Source organism: Streptomyces sp. NPDC043685 (assembly GCF_056436585.1).
This window is the reverse complement of record NZ_JBWKCH010000004.1, coordinates 711,956-729,390: the sequence shown is the minus strand read 5'-3', so window position 1 is coordinate 729,390 and position 17,435 is coordinate 711,956. Positions and strand designations below refer to the sequence as shown.

At 70.6% G+C, this 17,435-nt stretch carries 18 protein-coding genes; 5 read left to right on the top strand and 13 right to left on the bottom strand.

The genetic code is table 11. From position 1 onward, the window contains the following. Positions 1 to 200 precede the first annotated feature (200 nt). The 5 genes from AC0665_RS16905 to AC0665_RS16885 all read right to left on the bottom strand — a co-directional run bounded on the left by AC0665_RS16905 (position 201) and on the right by AC0665_RS16885 (position 4,354). Positions 201 to 1,271, bottom strand: coding sequence for a SpoIIE family protein phosphatase (locus AC0665_RS16905; RefSeq protein WP_478705239.1), 1,071 nt, complete (start codon positions 1,269 to 1,271; stop codon positions 201 to 203). Next, on the bottom strand, positions 1,271 to 1,714 hold the full coding sequence (locus tag AC0665_RS16900; RefSeq protein WP_468407722.1) for an anti-sigma regulatory factor: 444 nt from the start codon (positions 1,712 to 1,714) through the stop codon (positions 1,271 to 1,273). The genes AC0665_RS16905 and AC0665_RS16900 overlap by 1 nt, the downstream gene beginning before the upstream one ends. Beyond that, positions 1,714 to 2,127, bottom strand: a complete 414-nt coding sequence (locus AC0665_RS16895) for an STAS domain-containing protein (protein ID WP_468407724.1) — start codon at positions 2,125 to 2,127, stop codon at positions 1,714 to 1,716. The genes AC0665_RS16900 and AC0665_RS16895 overlap by 1 nt, the downstream gene beginning before the upstream one ends. Continuing rightward, a complete protein-coding gene (locus AC0665_RS16890; RefSeq protein WP_468407726.1) occupies positions 2,124 to 3,035 on the bottom strand; it encodes an STAS domain-containing protein in 912 nt (303 codons plus the stop codon). The genes AC0665_RS16895 and AC0665_RS16890 overlap by 4 nt, the downstream gene beginning before the upstream one ends. Positions 3,036 to 3,181: 146 nt before the next feature. Then, complete coding sequence (locus tag AC0665_RS16885) at positions 3,182 to 4,354, bottom strand: PP2C family protein-serine/threonine phosphatase (RefSeq protein ID WP_478508543.1); 1,173 nt, start codon at positions 4,352 to 4,354, stop codon at positions 3,182 to 3,184. Positions 4,355 to 4,502: 148 nt separating this feature from the next. Here AC0665_RS16885 and AC0665_RS16880 point away from each other — a divergent pair, with 148 nt between their 5' ends. The 3 genes from AC0665_RS16880 (at position 4,503) to AC0665_RS16870 (ending at position 6,612) form a co-directional block, all read left to right on the top strand. Beyond that, on the top strand, positions 4,503 to 4,997 hold the full coding sequence (locus AC0665_RS16880; RefSeq protein ID WP_478508542.1) for a MarR family transcriptional regulator: 495 nt from the start codon (positions 4,503 to 4,505) through the stop codon (positions 4,995 to 4,997). A 331-nt stretch (positions 4,998 to 5,328) separates the two neighbouring features. Then, positions 5,329 to 6,189 (top strand): RNA polymerase sigma factor SigF, encoded by an 861-nt coding sequence (locus AC0665_RS16875; protein WP_468407730.1) that lies wholly within the window; start codon positions 5,329 to 5,331, stop codon positions 6,187 to 6,189. A gap of 84 nt (positions 6,190 to 6,273) precedes the next feature. Beyond that, a complete protein-coding gene (locus AC0665_RS16870; RefSeq protein WP_478705238.1) occupies positions 6,274 to 6,612 on the top strand; it encodes a hypothetical protein in 339 nt (112 codons plus the stop codon). A gap of 111 nt (positions 6,613 to 6,723) precedes the next feature. Here the strand turns inward: AC0665_RS16870 and AC0665_RS16865 are convergent, their stop codons facing one another. The 3 genes from AC0665_RS16865 to AC0665_RS16855 are packed head-to-tail and all read right to left on the bottom strand — an operon-like array spanning position 6,724 to position 8,218. Beyond that, a complete protein-coding gene (locus tag AC0665_RS16865) occupies positions 6,724 to 7,773 on the bottom strand; it encodes an alpha/beta hydrolase family protein (RefSeq protein WP_478705237.1) in 1,050 nt (349 codons plus the stop codon). 17 nt (positions 7,774 to 7,790) lie between these two features. Beyond that, the gene (locus tag AC0665_RS16860; RefSeq protein ID WP_478602853.1) at positions 7,791 to 8,015 is read right to left on the bottom strand and encodes an acyl carrier protein; all 225 of its coding nucleotides are present in this window, start codon (positions 8,013 to 8,015) and stop codon (positions 7,791 to 7,793) included. Continuing rightward, complete coding sequence (locus tag AC0665_RS16855) at positions 8,012 to 8,218, bottom strand: hypothetical protein (RefSeq protein ID WP_478508539.1); 207 nt, start codon at positions 8,216 to 8,218, stop codon at positions 8,012 to 8,014. Before AC0665_RS16855 ends, AC0665_RS16860 begins: the two co-directional genes overlap by 4 nt. 400 nt (positions 8,219 to 8,618) lie before the next feature. Between AC0665_RS16855 and AC0665_RS16850 the strand changes: the two genes are divergently transcribed. Together AC0665_RS16850 and AC0665_RS16845 are read left to right on the top strand one after the other, a co-directional pair. Further along, on the top strand, positions 8,619 to 9,266 hold the full coding sequence (locus tag AC0665_RS16850) for a GOLPH3/VPS74 family protein (protein WP_478508537.1): 648 nt from the start codon (positions 8,619 to 8,621) through the stop codon (positions 9,264 to 9,266). Positions 9,267 to 9,388: 122 nt separating this feature from the next. Beyond that, the gene (locus AC0665_RS16845) at positions 9,389 to 10,357 is read left to right on the top strand and encodes a hypothetical protein (protein ID WP_478508535.1); all 969 of its coding nucleotides are present in this window, start codon (positions 9,389 to 9,391) and stop codon (positions 10,355 to 10,357) included. On the opposite strand, the gene AC0665_RS16840 is transcribed toward AC0665_RS16845, so the two are convergent. From AC0665_RS16840 to AC0665_RS16820, 5 genes are all read right to left on the bottom strand, one after another. Continuing rightward, positions 10,328 to 11,413 (bottom strand): glycosyltransferase family 2 protein, encoded by a 1,086-nt coding sequence (locus AC0665_RS16840; protein ID WP_468407742.1) that lies wholly within the window; start codon positions 11,411 to 11,413, stop codon positions 10,328 to 10,330. The two genes, AC0665_RS16845 and AC0665_RS16840, sit on opposite strands and share 30 nt — an antisense overlap. A 31-nt stretch (positions 11,414 to 11,444) precedes the next feature. Then, the gene (gene lanKC / locus AC0665_RS16835) at positions 11,445 to 14,006 is read right to left on the bottom strand and encodes a class III lanthionine synthetase LanKC (protein ID WP_478508534.1); all 2,562 of its coding nucleotides are present in this window, start codon (positions 14,004 to 14,006) and stop codon (positions 11,445 to 11,447) included. A gap of 73 nt (positions 14,007 to 14,079) precedes the next feature. Beyond that, positions 14,080 to 15,741: a daptide biosynthesis intramembrane metalloprotease gene (gene mpaP / locus AC0665_RS16830; RefSeq protein ID WP_478508533.1), complete on the bottom strand. Its 1,662-nt coding sequence runs from the start codon at positions 15,739 to 15,741 to the stop codon at positions 14,080 to 14,082. Next, positions 15,738 to 16,478: an ABC transporter permease gene (locus AC0665_RS16825; RefSeq protein ID WP_478508532.1), complete on the bottom strand. Its 741-nt coding sequence runs from the start codon at positions 16,476 to 16,478 to the stop codon at positions 15,738 to 15,740. Before AC0665_RS16825 ends, mpaP begins: the two co-directional genes overlap by 4 nt. Further along, complete coding sequence (locus tag AC0665_RS16820; RefSeq protein ID WP_478705236.1) at positions 16,471 to 17,199, bottom strand: ABC transporter ATP-binding protein; 729 nt, start codon at positions 17,197 to 17,199, stop codon at positions 16,471 to 16,473. Before AC0665_RS16820 ends, AC0665_RS16825 begins: the two co-directional genes overlap by 8 nt. Between the last annotated feature and the right edge of the window lie 236 nt (positions 17,200 to 17,435).

Sequence of the window (17,435 nt, the reverse complement as noted above, 5' to 3'; positions counted from 1 at the left end):
CCCTGAACGCCCGTCAGATGCCGGACGGATGCCCGTCAGATGCCCGAGCCGCGGCAGCTCACAGGCACCGCGATCGCAACCCGCACACACCCGTCCCCCGCGCCCCCCGGGGAAAACCCAGGGCCCGCGGAGAACAACCCCTTACCGACGCCGGCCGGCGCGAGCCCGTGCCGTGCCGCTCATCGGCTCCCTCATGCCCGTCAGATGCCCGAGCCGTGGCGGCTCACTCCGCCCGCGGTCAGCACCGCCACACACGTGTCGTCCCGCACCGGCCGGGCCGCGCTGCCCGAGTCGCGGAGCACCACCGCCGCCGCCACCGCCGGGTCGCAGCCGGGGAGCACCCCGTCGTCGGGCGGCGTCCAGCGGCTGGGCAGGCCGTCGCTGTGCAGGACCAGCAGGCTGCCGGCCTGCCAGGGCACCCGCTGCACCGGCACGGACGCCGGGGTCTGCGCGCCCACGATGCCGGGGTGGGACAGCAGCGCCTTCCAGGTGCCCTCGGTGCGCAGCCGGGCGCCGACGTTGCCGATCCCGGCGAAGCTCAGCTGCCCGGTCCGCTCGTCGAGCTGGGCCACGGCGACGGCCGCGCCCCGGGTGGGGCGCAGGGCCCGGCCCAGCCTCCGCAGGATCTCGGCGGGCGGCAGTCCGGCCAGGGAGCGCAGCTCCTCCACCGCGGCGGTGGAGGCCTCGGCGGCCTTCGGCCCGTGCCCGAGCCCGTCGGCGAGCAGCAGGGTCAGACGGTCACCCTCGCGCGCCCGGCCCCAGGCGTCCCCGGACTGCTCGGCCCGGCCGAGGGGAACGTTGACACCCCCGGCGCGCGGACCGGGCGGGGGCGGGCCCTGGTTGCGGACGGCGGGCTCGTGGCCGATCCGGGCCATCACGACGGTGCCCCGGCCGGGGGCGCTGTGCAGATCGAAGTCGTTCGCTATGCGCCGGCAGGTGCCGAGCCCGGCGCCGAGCGAGGCGGCGACGGTCGTGGTGTAGCCGTCGCGCATCGCCGCGGCGACGTCGGGGATGCCGGGGCCGTGGTCGACCGAGACGAGCTGCACGGCCGGCCGGTGGCCGTCGTCGTGCGCCCGCTCGACGAGGTCGATCAGCACCCGCCCGCCGTCGGCGTGCCGCAGCAGGTTGGTCGCCAGCTCCGTCGCCACCAGCGCGGCCGTGGCGGTGCGGTTCGAGGGCAGGCCCGCGCGGGCGCTGGCCTCCTCGGCCGCCACCCGGACGTCGCGCACCCGGGTCGAGTCGTCCACCGGCACGTCCCAGACCCTGCTCATCACGGCACCGTCCGGGAGGGCGGGACGACGGTGGCCCAGGCGGTGACGGTGACGGTGGTCCCCTCACCGGGCCGGCTGTCCACCTCGAACTCCTGCACCAGCCGCTTGGCCCCGCTCAGCCCGAGGCCCAGCCCGCCGCCGCTGGTGTAGCCGTCGGTCAGCGCCTGGTCGAGGTCGCGGATGCCGGGCCCGGTGTCGACGAAGGCGAGGCGCAGCCCGTGGGACTGCCCGGTGCGCAGCTCGGTGAGCTCCACATGGCCGCCGCCGCCGTGGACGAGGGTGTTGCGGGCCAGTTCGCTCGCCGCGGTGACGAGCTTGGTCTGCTGCACCAGACCGAAACCGAGCTCGGCGGCGGTCTGCCGGACCTGCTGCCGCACCCAGGCCAGATCGGCGTCCGAGCCGATCGGCAGGCTGGTGGGGCCGGCATGGCGGGAAGCCTGCATCACGGGCTCCCCTCGCCGCGGAGCGTGGTCACGCCCAGCTGTTCCATCGCGCGTTCGACGTCCAGGGCCGTCCGCAGACCGGGCAGGGTGAGCCCCAGCTCGACCAGGGTGATCGCCACCGCCGGGCGCATCCCGGCCAGCACCGTACGCGCCGCGAGCAGTTGGGCTCCGGCGGCGATCTCGGCGAGGACCCGGCCCAGGAACGAGTCGACGATCTCCACCCCGGAGATGTCGATCACGACCCCGGTCACCCGCCTGTCCGAGATGCGGGCCGTGATGTCGTGCTGGAGCTGCTCGGCCATCCCGTCGTGCAGCTCTCCCTGGAGGGTCACGAGCAGGACGTCGCCCAGCTGGAGGACGGGCACGGTGAAGCCGTGCCCGCCCCCGGGTCCGTGTGCCGCCGGGCCGGTCACCGCGTGCCCGCGTCCGCCGTCGGGCCGGCCACCCGCAGCGGCGCGATCTCGACCCCCTGCTGGCTGAGCGCGTAGGCGAGCGCGTCCTCCAGGCTGGAGCGGGTGAGCACCGTGCCGAGGTCGATGCCCAGGTGGACGATGGTCTGGGCGATCGCGGGCCGGATGCCGGAGACGATGCACTCGGCGCCCATCAGCCGCGCCGCCGCCACGGTCTTCATCAGGTGCTGGGCGACCAGCGAGTCGACCGTGGGCACGCCTGTGATGTCGAGGATGGCGTACCGGGCGCGCTCGGCGACGATCGCGTCCAGCAGGCTCTCCATCACCACCTGGCTGCGCGCGCTGTCCAGGGTGCCGATCAACGGCACGGCGACCGTGCTCTCCCACAGCTTGATCACCGGCGTGGCCACCTCGTGCAGCTGCTCGCGCTGCCGGGCGATCAGCTCCTCGCCCGCGCTGACCGTCGTCTCCAGCACGACCAGGCGCAGGGTGCCCATGAGCACGGTCAGCGCCACCACGGCCTCCTGGGCCTCGGGGGCGTACGGCTCCGCGAACTCGGCGCGCAGCAGCTCGGTCACCGGCTCGCGCAGGGCCGCCACCTCACGGGCGACCCCGTCCGGGTCCGTCCCGGTGCGGGCGCGGGAGGCCGCCATCCGCCCCAGCTGGTCGCGCACGGCCTCGAAGCCGGACGCCCGGATGTCGTCGAGCCGCCCGGAGGCGGCCACCGCCGCCAGCGCCGCGGCCACGGCCCTGCCCGCCTCGACCGCCTCGTCCCGGGACACGGTGAAGACGGTGCGGAACAGCGCGGCGTCCGCCCACCGTTGAGCGATCTGCTCCCGGCGCCGTTCCAGGAAGGCGCTCACCTGGAAGGCGGCCGGCTGCTGTTCCGTGTTCTCTTCCGACACCGACACTTGTATCGCTCCCTCGCACGGGCCGGACCGAGGTCGCTGCACGGCGCCTCAGCCGTTACTTGCCGTATGACAAACATTAGTGCCGGCGTCCGGCACCACCAAACAACCGGCGTGCGCTGCCCCCGACCAGCGCCTTCCCCCATCACTTACCGGCCACGCCAGTCCAGGCACACCACCAGGGCGTCGTCGTCCGGGGTGGACGGCCCCCGGTGACCGGTCAGTTCGCGCAGGATGGCCCGGGGCACCTCGGCGGCCGGCAGCAGCCGGGTGGACTGGATCGCCCGGGCCAGGGCGTCCGCCCCGTAGGTCTCGCCGCCCGGGGAGGCGACGTCGTACACCCCGTCGCTGACGAAGACCAGGCGGTCGCCGGGCTCGGCCCGGAACTCCTGGATCACGTAGTCGGTCTCCTCGAACATGCCGAGCGGCAGCTGGGCCTCGAAGGGCACCCGCTCCACCACGCCCCCGCGCAGCCGCAGCATCTGCGGCGACCCGGCGTCCACCGCCCGGACCCGCCCGGTGGCCAGCTCGAAATCGAGCATCAGCACGGAGAGGTAGCAGCGGCCCCGGTAATGGGCGTACACCGCCTGGTCGGCCAGGGCCGCCTGGTCGTCGATGGACAGCCCGGCCCGGCGCGCGTTGCGCAGCGCGTTGAGGGCCAGGTTCGTCAGCAGGGAGGCCTCGATGCCCTCCCCCATGCCGTTGGTGACGTAGAGGCTGAGCCGGTCGGCCGAGGCGCACCAGTCGAAGTTGTCACCGAAGATCGCGTACGCCGGTTCCAGCTGCGCGCCCAGCTCGTACTCGGGGCCGGCGCAGGAGCGGCCCGGCAGCAGCTGCCACTGCATCTCGGCGGCCAGCGTGAGCCGGTCCCGGCGCCGCGCCTGGAGATACAGGTCGGTGTCCCGCTCGGCCACGACGACCTCGTGCCCGAGCACCTCGGCGATGTCGGCCAGCTCGCCCAGCGCGCCGTCGGCGTGCTCGCCGCCCGGCAGGGTCACGGTCAGCACGCCGAGGCGGTCGCCGCGCACGGTGACCGGCAGATGCGCCCGGACGAGGCCGCCGGAACAGGCCTCCACGTGCGGCTCCTGCGCGCCGAACGCCCGGCCCGCCGGGCTGTTGTGCACCGGCACCGGCTCGAGGGTGTGCGGCAGCACGGACACCGGCTGGAGCACGGTCAGTCCGTAGTCGGCCAGGAAGAGCTCGACGGAGTCCGCCGCGTACTGATCGGCCAGTACACGACGGACCGCGTCCAGCAGTCGGTGGGGTGCCGCCGTGCGCAGGGCGCGCTCGGCGGCCACGAATCTGTTCGTGATCGTGGTCACGGTGGTCCTTCACCATCCTCGGTGGGACGTCGACGCGTCCTCGGAAACGTTCCTTGTCACAGGGCGGCGAGCGGGGCGGGGAAGCGGCTGACCGGGCGGCTCACACCACGCCTAGTACGCTGACGGCCATCCCGGTGCCTGCGAGAGTGTGACTGTGACTTCCCTCCGACCCCGCCCTGAGCCAGCAGAGGTCGCCCGTGTGACCTCCACGGCCGCGGAGTTGCTGGAAGTACTCTGGGGCCGCGCCTCGACCGCGCCGGCCTCCGCGTCCCAGCTGCGGGTGCTGCTCATGCTCGAACACCACGAGGGCATCAACCTGCGCACGCTCGCCGACTCCCTCGCCTCCACACCGCCCTCGACCAGCCGGCTGTGCGACCGGCTCCAGGCGGCCGGATTCGTCGAGCGCGAGGCGAGCCGGGCCGACCGGCGCGAGGTGCGCCTGTACCTCAGCGGCCGGGGCCGCACCTTCCTCGCCGACCTGCGCGTCCGCCGGGAGCAGGCGCTGCGCGCGGTGCTCGACCAGATGCCGGCGGCGAAGCGGGGGGCGCTGCTCCAGGGTCTCGAGGCGTTCTGCCACGCGGCGGCGGCCCAGATACACGACGACTCCGAAGACTCCCGATCGTCCGGTACCCGGACTGCCTGACGTACCCGCCCTCGCACGGAGTCGGTCCTTCCGGTCCCTTCCCCGAACGCGCTCGGCACGCCTAGGCTGTTGCCCTCCACCTATAGTTGTCAAACGACAACTGCCCGCTCCGCGAACCCCCGGTCTCTTTCCTGCTCTCCCCACCGCCCATCCCTCCCACCCGTACCGTCGCAATACCGGTCCGGGTACCCCGACACCTCCTCGACCTGCGCCGACTGTGGCTAACGTCTCGCCGGGGCAGCTGCGGGGCATGAGCCGGGCGAGGGGGGGTAGCGGCGCTGGAGGTGGCCTGTCGGGGGATCGGAGCGGGCCGGAACGAGAGGGAGGGCCCGTGACGGCGACCACGCGCATCGGCACGACGACGGATTCCGCCACCTGCACCGGTGAGGAACTGCCGCAGATCGCCGAGCCCCAGAAGATCGCCCCGCAGGACGCACGCGGACTGACCGGCCAGTTCCTCGACCGGCTCGCCGTGCTCGAAGAGGGCACGCCCGAATACCAGTACGCCCGCAACACGCTCATCGAGATGAACATGTCCCTGGTGCGCTTCGCGGCCCGCCGGTTCCGCACCAGCGGCCAGTCGATGGAGGACATCGTCCAGGTCGGCGTCATCGGGCTGATCAAGGCCATCGACCGGTTCGAGGTCTCCCGCGAGGTGCAGTTCACCAGTTTCGCGGTGCCGTACATCATCGGAGAGATCAAGCGGTTCTTCCGCGACACCTCCTGGGCCGTGCACGTGCCGCGCCGCTTGCAGGAGGCCCGTACGGAGCTCGCCAAGGCCACCGAGGAGCTGGCCTCCCGCCTCGGCCGCGCGCCGAAGGTGGCCGAGCTGGCGGCCCTGATGAACCTGTCCGAGGAGGAGGTCGTCGAGGCCCAGATCGCGGCCAACGGCTACCTGTCCTCCTCCCTCGACGCGACGGTCACCGGCGACCCGGACGAGAGCGACACGACGCTCTCGCAGTTCATCGGCGAGGAGGACCCGGCCCTCGAACTCGTCGAGGACTTCCACGCCCTGGCCCCCCTGGTCGCCGAGCTCGACGAGCGCCAGCGGCTCATCCTCCACCTGCGCTTCGTGGAGGAACTGACCCAGGCGGAGATCGGCGCCCGGCTCGGCATCTCGCAGATGCACGTGTCCCGGCTGATCTCCCGCACGGTGGCGAAGCTGCGGTCGGGAATGCTGGCGACCGGCTGACCCGCCCACGACGAGAGCCCCGGTCCGGATCGTCCCGGACCGGGGCTCTCGTCCGTGTGCGCGGGGGGAGTGCTTCTCCTCGTCATGGATCTCCCCCCGGGGCGCAGGGCGGCGCGGAAGGCGGTGGCCGCGCTGTGGATGGCCCGCTCCACCTGCGGGCTCGTGGCGCCGGAGAAGCAGGAGGCGTCGGCCGCGGGCAGCACCTCGCCGGGGGCGAGGAGGGACTCGGCGTACAACCCGGGGACCAGCCCGGCCAGCGGGGTGACGGCGGTGATCAGGCAGGGCCGCTCGGCCGTGCGGGGATCAGGAACCACCCGCCGATCCCCTCGGCGGGGCGCCCGGGCTCGGCGGGCTGCTCGCCCGGTTGCAGGGCAGGAGGCTGCCCTGCTGTTCGAGGAGAACGACATCTGCGGCTGGCGCTGACTCGATCGCGCCACCGCCGCCGCGGCGCGGCCGTGACACCGGCCGGGACGCGGCTGTAGGTGGGGGCCCGGATTCCCCGGGCCCCCACCACAGCCGTCTCCCCTCCCGGGCTCAGCGCGCGGTCGTCATCTCATCGACGAGCGCGTCGAGCACCTCCCGGGTGAAGGGACCGTAGGTACGAGTGCCGTCCGCGGCGCGCGGCGACATCAGGTGCCCGAGACCCGGGTGGAGGCGGAGCCGGACGTCGAGGCCCTCCTTCGCGGCCTGCCGGAACAGCAGGCCCTGCCGCGGCGGAGTGGTCCAGTCGTCGTCACCGACGTGCACCCGGACCACACCGCGGACCGATCCGATCCGCACGAAGGCGTCCGGCTGGGCGCACCAGTCCCGCCAGAAGGCGGCCGGCGCGTCCTCGTTCCCCTGCTCGAACGCCTGCCCGACGAGCGCCTGGTGACGGCCGATCAACAGGGCCTGCACCTCCTCGATGCCGGCGCTGGGCCCGAGCCGCTCGTGCAGGTCGAAGTCGTCCCACCAGCCGGACCGGCCCACGCGGTCGGCGGCCGCCGCGGCGAGGTCCGTCTTCCCGTCGCCGTCGACCAGGCCCCTCAGCGCCAGCCACTCGGTGCGCCGCTCCACGTTCAGCCAGCGCCAGCGCACCGGGTAGTGCTCGGCGACCGGGGCCACCAGCAGCAGGACGTGCTCGCCGCCGAGCTGCTCGGCGGCCGCGACCGCGACCTCGGTGCCCAGTGAGACACCGAGAAGGGCGACCCGCCGCGCGTCGACTGCGCCATGGGCCCGGACGGCGGCGAAGGCCGCCTTGGCGTCGTCCACCAGCCCCTGGAACGTGACCCGCCGCGGATCCCAGCCGTCCTCCCGCCGCCCGGTGACGAACCGGCAGTCGAAGCGCGCGACGGCCACCCCCGCGGCGGTGAACGCCTCCTCCAGGTCCGCGAAGAGACGCACCGGCCCGTTGCCGGTCACCTCCGGCGGCAGACCGCCGTCGCGGTCCCACGCCCCGAACGGGTGGAGCAGGACGACCGCGGGCACCGGGCCGGTGCGTTCGGCGGGCAGGGTCAGCGTCCCGGGAAGCCCCCCGGTCGGATCGAGCTCCTCCAGCGGCGCCGTGGCCGCCGGACCGGGCCTGTCGGACGAGTGCCGGACCATGAATACCCCTCCCCGGGTCACGCGTGTCCGCTGCCGCCGGCGGCCAGTTCCACCAGGTCGCCGACGGTGCGGGTGGCATGGTAGTCGCGCAGGTCGAGCCGGACGCGGAAGGCGCTCTCGATCGCGACCTTGGTCTCCAGGGAGTTGAGGCTGTCCCGCTTCTCGTGGGCCACCACGCGGGTGTCGGTGGTGAAGTCCTCCGGCTCCGCGTCCAGGATCGAGCAGAGGATCTCCACGATCATCGACTCGATGTCCTTCGAACCGCACCTCCGTTCACCGCGCTCCCGGTACAGGGCCGGGCGGTCTCCGCCAGCTCCAGGACGTCGAACCAGCCCCGGGACAGCAGCCGGCCGGCCAGCTCCGCCGGATCGCCCTCGGCGGAGACGACCGCGACCTCGGGCAGTTCGACCGTCACATGGCCGCGTTCGAAGGGCGAATCGTCCATGAAGACTCACACAGCGGCCCTGACCAGAGAACTGGTGGATTGGCCTCTTTGGTGTCTACAAACAACGTTTGTCGATGACTTGGGAAGCATTTGACGAACAAGCGGCTCGCGAACGTCGACACGTATCCGGTTCGCTCGTTGCGTCAGACGATCTGGTTCCGGTGACGGAGCCCGATCCGCAGCCCTGCTTCCGCGCGCGGCGGGGAGCGCGGTTGGACCTGGTAGGCCGCTTCGCCCGGAAAGCGTCTTCGACAGGGAAGCCGACAAGTACCTCAGCGGCCCTCGTTCTCGCTGGTCACAGGCATCGTCCACCAGGACCGGTCCGATCGTCCGACTTTGCAGAAGCGTGCGGGGAACCCAAGCTTCCGTTCGCTCGTCTCTCTCTCGAGAGGGGGATCCCATGACCAAGGATCTGACCATCGGCGAGCAGATCGTGCTGCTCGCCCTGGACGAAGAGACCGGCATCCTGCGCGAAGCTCCGCTGCGGGTGTCCCTGGCGGTTTCGGCGGCCGCCTTGCTGGAGCTGAGCCTCTCCGGGTACCTGACGGAGCGTGATGGCGCACTCGTTGTCGCTGGTGGTTCGACGCCGGCGGACCCGGCGGCCACGGCCATGGCCGAGCACATGCAGAGCCATCCCGAGGAGACGCCCCGGGAGTGGCTGCTGGCCGTACGCGAGCAGGCTTTCGACACGGCGCATCAGGGGCTATTGGAGAAAGGCCTGGTACGGGAGCAGGGACGACGCGTTCTCAACGCCTTCGGATCGGTGAAGTACCCGGTCACGGGCCTGTCGGAGCTCGCGGCGCTGCGAGAGCGGCTGGCAGCCGTCCTCGCGCAGGGCCAGGACCCCGATGAGCGCACAGCGGCGCTGATCACCGTGCTGCACCACGCGGGCCTCCAGACCGTCATGCCGCAGAGCCCCGGGGCGGACGCACGCGAGGACCGTCTGACCGCGATCGCCGAGGGGCAGGGCCAGGCTGCGGCACTCGGAGACGCGATCCGCACCACGGTCGCCGCTCTCACCGCGGTCATCGCCTCATCAGCGCTGTAGGGAAGAGGCCGTCCGAAGCGCGGGCGGACCCATAGACGGGGTCCGCCCGCCGGACAGGGCGGCCTGTTCACTCCTTCGCTTTCGAGATTGACACCCACTTGAACAAATGTTCGAATGAGGTCATGGGGGAAATGACCTTGACCACATTGGGCATTTCGAGTTTCGACCAATCCGTGTACAAAACCCTGTTGCAAGAAACAGAGTTGGGGGTGGCCGGCCTGTGCGTGGTCCTCGACCGTAATGACGAGGACATCCGCGCCTCGCTGCAAAGACTTGCCGAACAAGGCATGGTCCGTTTGGACAAACGCGGCGAACCGACTGCCATCAATCCCGACGAAAGTGTCGGGCGAATCATGGAACAGCGGCTCAAAAAGCTTCACGCGGAGCAGCAGGAAGTTTTGTCGTTCGGTTACTCGCTGATCCGTCAGTCTCTCGCCTGGCGTTCTCCCAGACAGCTTCAGGGAGACGACAAGGGTGTGTGCGACCTGGCCGAGGAACTCACGGTCCAGGCCCGGCGCGAAGTGCTGACGATGCAGCCGGACTGGACCCTGACACCGCAGACGATCCTGGCCATACGTCGCGTCGGCGTGGTCTGCCTGCGTCGCGGGGTGACCGTGAAAGCCCTGATGCACAAACGGGCTCTGGAGGACGAGGCCACGTCCACGCTCCTGACCGACCTGATCCGGAACGGTGCGCAGGTCCGCCTCTTGGACGGAGTCTTCGAGCGTGTGCTGATCGCCGACCGGGAGACCGCCCTGGTACGGGCCGAGCGGGGCAACTCACAGAGCACCATGCAGGTGGAGCAGGGAGTGCTGGTCGGCGCGCTCCTGTCGTTCTTCGACCGCTGCTGGTCCCAAGCGCTCGACGCCTCGACGCTGCTCATGCCGGGGCAGGGCCCTGCCCCACTGGACGCGATGCAGCTGAAGGTGCTCCAGACCATGGCGCGCGCCGACAAGGACGAGGTCGGAGCACGCGAACTGGGCATATCCGTACGCACCTACCGAGGGCGGGTCGCGGAGCTGCTGAAACACCTCCATGCCGCCAACCGCTTCCAGGCGGCACTACGAGCCAAGGAGAAGGGGCTCATCTGACCGGTGTACCCGCCCGACAGGCCCGCCCTCGGCCAGGTCTTTCACGAGCTGGAGCACGCGCGGCTGAACGGAGGGCACCAGTCGGGCGGCGCGGCGGGCGTGCTCGATACGGGAACAGAGCAGGTTCCGCGCGATGGCGTACCGTCCCTGTTCGGGCACCAACACCAGCTCCTCGAAGAGCTTCACCTCACCCGAGACCACGCGTTCGATCTCCTCGTCGAGGTCCTCGCTCCAGTCGAGGGGCCGTACCAGCGCGCCGGAGTCGTCCATCTGCCGGTACCAGTCCCTCATGTCCGCCAGGACGGCGGCGCGGAACAACTCGTCGTGCCGGCCGGACTGAAGTTCACACAGCAGCGCATGGGCGGTTCTCGCATCGTCGAGGACGACCATGGGCAGCCGGTGGGGACGCGGCATCCGGTTCCTACGGGTGCCGCTGTCCATCAGAAGGGCCGCGGTCGGTTCCACGACGGTGCGGAATGTATGGCCCGCGTCGGCCACCCTCAGCCACAGATCCCAGTCCTCCAGACCGGCACCGCTGCGCCAGCCTCCGACCCGCTCCACGACACCGCGGCGATGTCCCACCCTTGATGGCTCGAACATAGGCCCGAGCAATTGGAGTTGGGGATGCCAGAAGGCCGACAGCGGTGAGAACTCGGCGGCCTCCTCGCCGTCGGCGTCGTGGTACGTACAACCCGTCACCGCAAGGTCCGCGTCCGCACGCAGCATGCCGAGCAGGACACGAAGGTGATCGGGCCGCCAGACGTCGTCATGGTCCAGATAGGCGATGAACTCACCACGGGCAAGAGCCAGCCCCGCGTTGCGCGGTCCGCTGGGGTGGCCACTGCGCTCGACGCGGTGGAGTCTGACGCGAGCATCCTCCCGCGCGGACCGGCGCACCCAGTCCTCGGTGTCATCGTCGCACCCGTCCGAGACCACGAGCAGTTCCCACTCCTGAAGGGTCTGCGCGCGGACGGAGTCGATGGTCTCCGTGATCTTCCGTGACCTGTTGTACGTCGGACAAATCACGGACATCGTCACTGTGTCATTGCTGTTCATGGCCCCTCATAACCTCCGTCCTCGGACCGTTTCACAGGAACGCCAGAGTCCCCGGAGCGGTGTTCTCGGCGCTCAGGGCGAGCAGCACGCCTGCGGCTCCGGTCGCCAGGTCCGTGGTGAGGCGCACGTTCTCCAGGCCCAGGAACGCCGGCCTGCCCTCGTGGGCGACTTCGTACAGGCCGACCGCGGCGGCAAGTCGCTCGACTGCGGCAGCATCCGTCTCGCCGGCCAAGCGGGTGGCCGCCAGCATCACGCCTGCGGAGCCGTGGAAAAGCCCCGCGGTGTGGGGAATGCAGTCCAGGGCCGTCAGCAGGACGGTTTCGCAAGCCAGGGCGAAACGCGGCTCGTCGCGCTGGGCGAGGTACTCCTTGAGGACCATGGAGGTGCCGCCACTGCCGGCGGCGAAAGTGGGACGTGCACCGACGGCACCTTCCGCCCAGCCTTCCTCCGCCCCGGCACGGACGACGCCCCTTTTCGCACCCGGCTCCACCGTCCACCCGAGGGCGCGCAGATCGGCGTCGAGCAGCTCACGGGCCCCGTCGAGCAGGCCGGTGTCAGGCGTATGGGCGTGCAGACGCAGCAGGAGCAACGCGCTACCGGACCTGCCGCGCATCAGACCGGCTTCACCGCGGCGGGGTGGCCGGGTCGCCGCGTTCTCGATCAACTGCTCCGCCAGGACCGTGGCCTGCTTCAGGGCCGCGTCGTCCCCTGTAGCTCGCGCCAGGTACAGATGGGCGAGCCCGAGCCCGGCCCGGCCGTCCAGAAGGCTGTCGTTCGCGGGTTCCACCCCGGACGCCTCTTTGAGCAGCGCCGCGGCGGCATCGGACCGGCCGAGGTGCTGAAGCACGCACGCGACACCGGACGTGCCGGTGTAGAGCCCCGGGGACGGGTCGGTGAGCCGACGCGCGGACGTCTCGAGCCAGTCGATGTGGGCAGCGGGAATCTCCGTCCCCGCCTCGCTGAGGGCCCACAGCACCCCTGCGGCTCCGTATGCGAGGCAGGTCCCGCCCTCCGGCAGGAGGAACTGGGCCGTGTCACCAGGGAAGAGGCGGTCCTCGCGCTGGGGCGTGGCCATCGCGAGAATGCCTTGGCCCACGGCAGCCGGACCCGGTCGGCCCGCTGTGACCTGCTGGGCCACGGCGCCGGACTGATCGCCGGGCACCGCAGTCACGTCGCCGTCCTGTGCGGCCGCACCGTCACCGCTCGTGAGCGGCGCGAGGTCGGCGCGCACCTTCGCTCCGTAGTCCTCCGGAACCGGGTACCGGGCCTCCACGAGCTCGATCAGCTGGTCCAGCTTGTCGGCCCCCCACGGCAGGAGGCTGGTGAGCGGGGCGAACAGAGCGAGGCGCAGGCAGCCCAGGGCGTACCTGTCGATGTCCTTGCCGCGGTAGGCGGGGGGTGCGGCGAAGCCCGGCGCCGCGTGGATCTGGTGCGCGGTGAGATCGGTCGACGCCGTCTCCAGGTCGATGAATGCGACGGAGCCGTCCGGGCGAACCATGACGTTGCCGGGGTGCAGGTCGCCGAAGACGACGCCCCGCTCGTGCATGGCCCGCACTCCCTGCTCGATCTGGTCGAGCACGTCGAGCGCCCATCGGGTGTAGGTGGCGGTCCTGTCCGGATCAGCGCTCGGAGAAGACGGGTTGTCCCTGGTGGTCCGCACCGCGAGCGTCTCGCCCTCCACGTACTCCCGCACGAGGAAGTGGTGTTCGTGCCCCACACGGGCTTCGATGAGCTCAGGCACCCACTTGAGACCGGCGAGCTTGCGCAGGCAGTCACGCTCCCGGGTGAGTCGGACGACCGCGTCCTCACCGTTGGCGTCGACCCCGGCGAGCGGTCTCGCCTCCCGGAGCAGGACGGGCTCGCCCGTGCGCAGGTCGGTGCCGCGGTAGACACCCCCACCATTGGAGAAGTGCAGGGCCTGTTCGGCGCGGTAGGGGAAGTCGTGCAGGGTGCCGGCGTTGCGTGCCTCCACCGCTTCGGTCAGGCAGTCGGGAATGGTCACCCACTCCGGGGGCCGGAACGACGGACCGCGCAGGTCCGGTACCAGCTTGCCCTCGGGATCCTCGATGCAGGGGACCGTCACCCCCCTCTCCGACGTCATGGTGCGCGCGACGAATCCGCCGTAGCGCACATAAAGGGGACCGGAACGCCACCTGAGGTCACTGAGTATGTAGGGACCCTGCTCCCCGTCGAGGATGGTTCCCAGCTCGTTCAGCACGCAGGCCAGGCGCGTCTCGTCTTCGGGATAGATGGTGATGAACTTGCCGCTGGCTCCACGGTCGCCGTACTTGCCGTTGCGTCGCAGCAGCACCTTCCTGCTGCGGATGAACTTGAACGCCATGCGGCGGGCCACCAGCCACTCCCAAGACCGGGCGAGAACTCGCTGCGCATTCTCCGTCGTGGCCGACACATGGATCTTCCATCCCTGCGGTGGCATCCGGAACCCGTGCGGGGTCAGCATGGTCCAGTCGGGCCCCGTATGGCACGACCAATCGTCAGGCGTCGCCGACGTCACGCTACGGAAGTCGTCGTCCGCAGCGCCGGTGTCGGCCTCGTCCCGGTCGAAGAAGGGCGTGCCTGGCGCCAGGAACATCACACGCCGATAAGCATCCATGACAGGTTCAACCGCCTTCGGAAGTACGGAGATCAAAAGTGGCAGGCGGGGATCAGCGCCAGAAGGGCGCCAGATACTTCAGGTAAAGCCAGTCACCCAAGCGCCGCTCGCCTGCGCTCACCACGGCTTGGCCCGTGGTCCCCGAGGGCAGCCGTCCGCCGTCGAGGGCAATCCCTGTGGCCGGCACCCGTACCGAGTCGAGGCCCTTCACCGGGACGAAGGCAGAGATCGGCACCGACAGGTCGACGAAATCGGTGGAAGTCACCGAAGCTGTGCCCAACTGCTTCTGCAGTACGGCACCCCCGCTCAGCAGACGCACCTCGGCGCCGGGCTGGACAGCACCCCGGTCGGTCGTGCCGGTCGACACGAAGAGCGTCCGGCCCTGCTCCACCACGAAGCCACCGGTGACGGTGTACGGCACGGACACACCCAACATGACTGCCGCCACGGCTGCGACCCCCGCCACAGAGGCAGTCAAGCGCCGCCAAAGCGGCGCTCCGGCGGTCCGGGCCTCCGCATCCAGTTTGAGGGCGCCGACGTAGACGCGCAGCATCAGGTAGCCGACAGCGACGGAGACGACGACGGCGCCCACCATGCCCGTGCTCTCAAGGAGCGAGCCCCAGAGCGTGAAGGCCATGCTCACGACGTACAACGGAAACAGCATGCACGCCACACCGAACAGCGGTGCCCAGTCGATCCCGGGCAGCGCACGCTCATAGCGTCCGCCGAACAGCAGCCTGGCGACGAACCGACGCGCGTCCGTCATGGAGCGGTCCCGCAGATGGGAGATGTCCAGGTGGCTCATGAGCGCCAGGTAACCGTCCAGTTTGACGAACGGTATGGCGTTGAAGAACCCGGAGACGTAGTTGGTCACCGTGAGGAGCAGCAGAACATCCCGCAGCGCGGGGCTGCCGCCTGCCGCCGCCACGACGACGGAGCCGACGCCGGCGAGGCCGGCTATGACCGCCTGAGTGGCGATGCCGGCCAGTGCGACACGTACGCGCTGGCGGTTCTTCGGCAGCCGCCACCCGTCGGTCACGTCACAGAAGAACGCAGGCGTCAGGTAGAAGAGCATGAAGCCCATGCGGCTGGGCCTGCCACCGTAGTGGCTCAGCACCAGGCCGTGCGAGAGCTCGTGCAGCATGGTGCCGCAGTACGTGACGACAATCAGCGCGATCAGCGTCGACGTGGAGATCGGCTCGGCCAAGGCATCCAAGGTCGCCTCGGCCTGGGCGATGAGACACAGCAGTCCCGCCACGGCAAGGACTGCTGCGACGACCGCCCAACCACGGTGTGCCAGAGGTGCGGTGAGCGGGCGAAACCTGCTCAGCATGCGTTCCGGACGCACCAGAGTGAACTGGACGGTGAGCGGTGGGACGAAGGTGATTCTCCGGTCCCGGCGAGGTTTGCGCTCCGCGTCCTCAAGAAGCTGGGTGCGCTGCGCGCGCACCAGCCCCTCGCCCACCAGCTCGACGGTCCAGGGATCGCCGAGCTCCCTCGCCATGGCCTCAGCGTTGCGAGTACCGTCGGCAAGGCTCAGGAGCTTCGCCATGCCGGCGGTCACCCGTAGGTAGCGCTGCGTCCCCGACTGGACGAGCCAGGGAGCGCCGCTCTCGATCGGCTCGTGAACCCGCACGTCCGGCGCCAGGCGCGGACACTCGGGCAAGGACGCCGAAGTCGTGTCCACCTGCGGCCGGTTCAGGGTCGGTCTCACGGTAGGTCCCTGCGCAGGAACAGCGTCCGGGCAGCGATCGTGCCCACGACGATCCACGCCGCGAGAACCACCAGTGCCCATGGGATCGGCAGCAGATCCTCATTGCCGCCCCGGTACACGGACGCCATGGCCTCGTCAATGGTGAACCTGCCGATCTCCGGGAGGATCCGCAGCAGGCCCTCCCCGACGAGCCAGGTGCTGATCAGCAGGACGAGAAGGGCGGCGACCTGCTGCCGGACGAGCAACCCGAGCAATGCGCCCCACACGGCGCCCACCACGATGACCAGCATCACCCCGAGCAGCGTCCAGGTGGTGGTCGCCGTCCACTCGGGCTCCTGCGCGCGCCCGGCCAGGAACACCCACGGGCTGGCAGCGGCCAGCACACCGGCCCCCATGGCGAACACCGTGCCGCAGCCGACAGCGGCGATCAGCTTGGCCGCGAGCAGCCGGCCTCTCCCTCCGCTCAGCAGAACCGACCTGCTGATGGCGCCGTTTCCGAACTCTCGGGTGACCGCGAGCATGGCGACCACCGCGGCGGCGAGTTCGACCATGAACCAGCCCTGCACCAGGGTGGATGTGATCTCGCGGGTGCTGCCGCCCTCCGGAGCCTTGGCGATCTCCTGCTGCAGGAAGCCGGCATCGGCCATCACACACATCAGCACGGCGGCGGCGGCCACGGCCCACCAGGCCCGCCCGGTCCAGATTTTGCGCCACTCGGCTCCGACCAGGTCAAGCATGCGCGTTCTCCTTCACCGCGGGTCCCACCAGGTCGAAGAAGCGGCTCTCCAGGCTGACCTCGCCGTTCTGCGTCAGGTCGGCGGCCGTGCCGCTGTAGCGCAGCGTCTTCTGAAGGATGACGATGTCGTCGGCCACTTGCTCAACCTCCGCCAGGATGTGGCTGGAGACCAGCACGGTGCGCCCTTCCTCTGCGAGTGACCGCAGAAGCTCCCGGAGCCAGCGGATGCCGTCGGGGTCGAGCCCGTTGGAAGGTTCGTCCAGGATGAGCAGTTCGGGGTCAGCGAGCAAGGCGGTCGCCAGGGCGTGCCGCTGCCGCATGCCCTGGGAATAGTCGCGGAGATTGCGGTGGGCGTCCGCGGCGAGCCCTACCTGTTCGAGGACGTCGTCCACCCTCGTACGAGAGAGGCCGAGAGCCTTGGCCCAGATCCGCAAGTCACTTCGCCCGGAACCCGCGCCGGAAGGGCCGATCCCGTCGATACTGACTCCCACCCGGTGCGCCGCGCGGGGCAGTTGAGCATAGGGGTGACCGAAGATCGTAGCGCCGCCCGAGGTCGGACGCGCGAGACCCAGCAGCATCCGCAAGGTCGTCGTCTTCCCGGCCCCGTTGCGCCCGAGGAGTCCCACCACTCGACCCGGCCGGACGGTGAAGGACACGTCCTCGACCGCGGTCATTTCGCCGTAGCGCTTCGTGAGTCCCGTGATGTCGACGATGTCGGTCACGCCCCGGCCCGCCCCCTCGCACGGAGGTACAGGCCGACACAGACGATGAGCGCCAACTCGATCCCGACGCAGATGAGCAGCCCTCTGGTGCGGGCCGGACCCTCAGTGAGGGCGTAAACCACCCCGGGGGCGGCCACAGCAGCGACGAGCCCGAAGGTCACGAGGAACCGGACATTGCCGCGAGAAGGTGCTTGAGGCATCGGGTATCTCTCCTCTGCGGCTCGGAGCCGCACGTA